The organism is Gluconobacter sp. (assembly GCF_047723935.1).
Lineage (GTDB): Bacteria > Pseudomonadota > Alphaproteobacteria > Acetobacterales > Acetobacteraceae > Gluconobacter.
Window position 1 is genome coordinate 1 of record NZ_JBDOBO010000130.1, and the last position, 3,535, is coordinate 3,535.

At 54.2% G+C, this 3,535-nt stretch carries 5 protein-coding genes and 1 pseudogene; 5 read left to right on the forward strand and 1 reads right to left on the reverse strand.

Going from position 1 to position 3,535, the window contains the following annotated elements; genetic code table 11:
• From ABF979_RS16575 to ABF979_RS16595, 5 genes and pseudogenes are all read left to right on the forward strand, one after another.
• Positions 1 to 476: pseudogene (locus ABF979_RS16575) on the forward strand (hypothetical protein); the annotation flags it as partial.
• Positions 466 to 651, forward strand: coding sequence for a hypothetical protein (locus ABF979_RS16580; protein ID WP_202207489.1), 186 nt, complete (start codon positions 466 to 468; stop codon positions 649 to 651). The pseudogene ABF979_RS16575 and the gene ABF979_RS16580, both read left to right, overlap by 11 nt.
• The gene (locus ABF979_RS16585) at positions 648 to 1,097 is read left to right on the forward strand and encodes a hypothetical protein (protein WP_415560775.1); all 450 of its coding nucleotides are present in this window, start codon (positions 648 to 650) and stop codon (positions 1,095 to 1,097) included. The genes ABF979_RS16580 and ABF979_RS16585 overlap by 4 nt, the downstream gene beginning before the upstream one ends.
• A gap of 5 nt (positions 1,098 to 1,102) precedes the next feature.
• Positions 1,103 to 1,507, forward strand: a complete 405-nt coding sequence (locus tag ABF979_RS16590) for a hypothetical protein (RefSeq protein WP_415560776.1) — start codon at positions 1,103 to 1,105, stop codon at positions 1,505 to 1,507.
• On the forward strand, positions 1,504 to 3,141 hold the full coding sequence (locus tag ABF979_RS16595; RefSeq protein WP_415560777.1) for a hypothetical protein: 1,638 nt from the start codon (positions 1,504 to 1,506) through the stop codon (positions 3,139 to 3,141). The genes ABF979_RS16590 and ABF979_RS16595 overlap by 4 nt, the downstream gene beginning before the upstream one ends.
• Before the next feature lie 30 nt (positions 3,142 to 3,171).
• On the opposite strand, the gene ABF979_RS16600 is transcribed toward ABF979_RS16595, so the two are convergent.
• Positions 3,172 to 3,535 (reverse strand): hypothetical protein (locus ABF979_RS16600; RefSeq protein ID WP_415560778.1); only part of this gene is annotated, 364 nt, incomplete at its 5' end.

Below are 3,535 nucleotides of genomic sequence, written 5' to 3' on the forward strand. Positions count from 1 at the left end.
GTGGTGGCGGAGGCTGGGGCGAAGTCATCATTTCGGTCCAACCCGGCAACAACGTCTCATGGGTCGTCGGCGCTGGCGGCTCTGCTGGCGTCAATAATGGAACATCCGGCACACAGGGTGGTGACACGATCCTGTACGTCTCTGGCGTCGAAGTAGCTCGCGTCACAGGAGGCAGTGGCGGAGCGAATGCGACCGAAGGAAGCGTTAGCGCTGGCGGTGTCGGCGGCACATTCAAGGTAACAACTGCCGTTGGGTATGCCGCAGAGGATGGCGCAGGCGGCGGCTACGGTATTTACGCCGGTGTCAGCCAAGGATGGGGCGGAATAGGCGGTTCATCGTTTGGCAAATCGTTCGTGCAGGTCACAGGCCAGAACACGGCGGGCATATCCGGACAATCTGGCGGCGGAGGTTCGGGCGGCACCGGCACCAGCAATGGCGGCTCTGGAACTGCGGGGGAAGTGATCTATGACTTCTGAGATATATGCCATCTATCTGACGTCCGCTCAGAATGGGATGCCGGCTGGATATGTGGTGAACAACATAGTCTGTCCACCGGGTGCAGAGCCGACCACTTCAAGTGGCCAGGTTGCTGTTGCAGATCCTGACAGAAAATACCCGATCGGAAGCATCTATACGGCGGACAGCGCATGACGTGGACGCCCTGCCAGCGGATTGTAAGAGCTGACATTCCTCCATCATTACGACTAAGGGGCATTAGTTCTGACGTAATGTTGTGCTGGCCAAATGCTGCTCTGAACGGCGCTGCTGATTACAGCGTCGATTTCTCGGGACTCATGTCCTGCGGCGGCAAAATCGTGGAAACGGTATTTGCGGTGGACGGCGCGGAGATCGCGTGGTCCTCGATCTTTGGAGGGGTGGTGACGGCCTGGATCAAGTGGCTGTCTCCTGGTCTCCAGTCCGTCCTTGTGACGGTGCGCACGGCTGCTGGTGAAAGCCTCACGGTATCAGTCAGTCTTAACGTTCAGACGGCAGCGTCCCTGATCGTGCCCGCGCTCCCGGCTTTTGCACCGAACGTGCTTGCACTGGGGGGCGTCTGTTTTCCGGATGCTTCCGGGGCGCCTCTGGTTACTGGATAGAAAATATGACTACGAGCATCCAAGATCCTGCGATGCAGGTCTATGCGGCGCAATCGACAGATCTGCTCCTGATGTGGCGCACGGACGGCAATCTCCCTTTGGGCGGTAAGACCGTCACGATTGCGGTCTCAGACTTCTTCCTTTCCATGGCGTCTCCGTGGATGACCTTGTGGTTCGCGTCTCTCCCGACCGTTGCCCCGTCTCAGGGGTGGTGGAGGAATGGGTCAGAACTGGCTTATGCGGGAGATCCTGCGACAGCGCCTGCACTGCCTGGAGGAATAACAACCGCACAGTTTGCTTCGGTTCGGAGTGCCTATCTGGCCAGTCTTCTAACGTCTGATCCGGGCGACGGGGTTTCTGACTGGAACAATAGCGGGATCATAACCAAAAGCCTCGGGGGCGGCGCATGAAATACATTCGATCTCTGGTCCTGATACCCTTGGCGGCTTCGGCCGCTTTTTTTGTGCCTGCAGCACGGGCTGACAATCCTGGCTTCCTGTTTCAGGGCGGGGCCAGATCTGACAGCAAGTTTCACGCTCCGGGAACATCGCTGGACAATCAGTCAGTCCTGCAATGGGCTCAGGCCATTGAGGCCACTCTTGCCACAGCGAATGCCGCGATCCCCAAATCGGGAAACATGGATACTTCGGGCAATCTGATTGCTCCGGTGAATTCGCCTCTGGTCAAGATTGGATCTGGAGCTGGCTACGGGGCTTATTTCATTAACCCAAGCCCCCAGAATGGCGCATCTCCGAACATCCATGTTGATTTCTCGGCGTTCTGGAACGAGTTGACGCTGTGGTCTAACGCTCCCGGCTCTAACCTGCTGACACTGTGGAACAAGAGCCCGACCGGATTTACAGCGCTTGCCTTCCGTGGGTTTGATCAGGATCTGAACTCACAATTTGAGCACTTTGCGATCGGGTATTTCCCAGGTCTGAATATCGGCGGCCTCAAGGGGTATTCTGGTAAAGAAGTCTCTTCCTACGACATGGCCAATGACGGCCACGAACGCGCCTCTCTGTATGTTGATCAGCAGACGGGAGCGCATTTCGATGGAATTGGGATTGATATTACCGGGATAATCCCTTCTGGCGCGATGAATACAATTATCTGCCCAGGTGGATGCAGCTTCCCGACTGGCATTAACGGGGACGTTGTTGAAAGCCAGACAGTCTACGGGCTTTTCCCCAAGAAGACAGTAATCGTCTCTGGAGAGGGAACCTCAACCCTAACCATGAGTGCCCCGGCTAATTTTTATTCTCCCGATCAAACGAACGGGCAGCCGCTTGTCACGGGGTCTTCCGCCTACACACAGGCGGATAAGAAGCTGGAAGTTCCTATGGGGAACGACGACGATTTTCGTTATTCTGACCTGCACGATAATAACTTTTTTAATTCCCCTATACCTTTTTTCAGCAAGGATTACCGCAAAGGTAAGGTCGGTATGTGGAACCCGGTTCCGCAGGCGGCTCTTGATGTAAACGACCATATCAGTGCGGGAACTGCGGGGTCTGGAATCACGCCGTCGGCTATTGCTATTCGCGCGGCGTGCAACATCGGCGCGCTTAACGCCTGCATCATCGGCGGGTCTGGATCGGCGTCTCAGGTCGCAAGCTCTATTTACGACGCAACCTCAAAAAAGTCTGTCCAGACGCTCGGAACCGGTACGGTCATTCGAACGGTCGCGAACGGGGTTAACGTACAGGACGTCAACCTCACCACGGGCGACACCCAGACATACCACCACCCCGTCAATGCTCAGGCGGCGGCATATTCTCTCCAAACCTCCGACTGCGGAACTACAATCTCCGTCACTGGAACAACGGTCATCACCAACGGATGGGGCCTGCCTGCCGGTTGCCGCATCACGATCAGCAACATGGGAACTGGAACTGTCACTGTTGTCCCGGGCCAGAGCCTGACCCTCGGCTGGTATGACACGCAGGCTGAGACTGGGCCCTACACGCTACCGGGACAGTATTCGTCCGCTGTTCTCGAAGCGAAGAATTCTTACGTCAGCACCATTGAGCGGGGGCAGTAATCCCTAACATCACGATGCTACTGCAGAAAATTATTGAGCAAGCATTTCCTTTTTTTCCGGTTTGCAATCATTATCAGAGCAATTATGTGCATCACAGCTTCTTACATGCTCAAGAACGAGAGGGGAATTATTCCGGTCCAAGCTATGTTTATCCGCCACAAAACAGAATTGTGTTACATGCCTTCCCGAAAAGGCATCAACATATCGGATATCCCCTATTAAATATAAAGTTTGTTTTGGGTCGTTTAGGGCATTAATTACTGTATCTGATTGAGGAATTGCCACCGCAACAGTTTCTATAAATCCTCCTGGATTTATTGTATAGTGGAGTGATTTTTCTTTATAAATATTATCGAATAAATTTTCTAAATCATTATTCACATCAAGTGAGAGT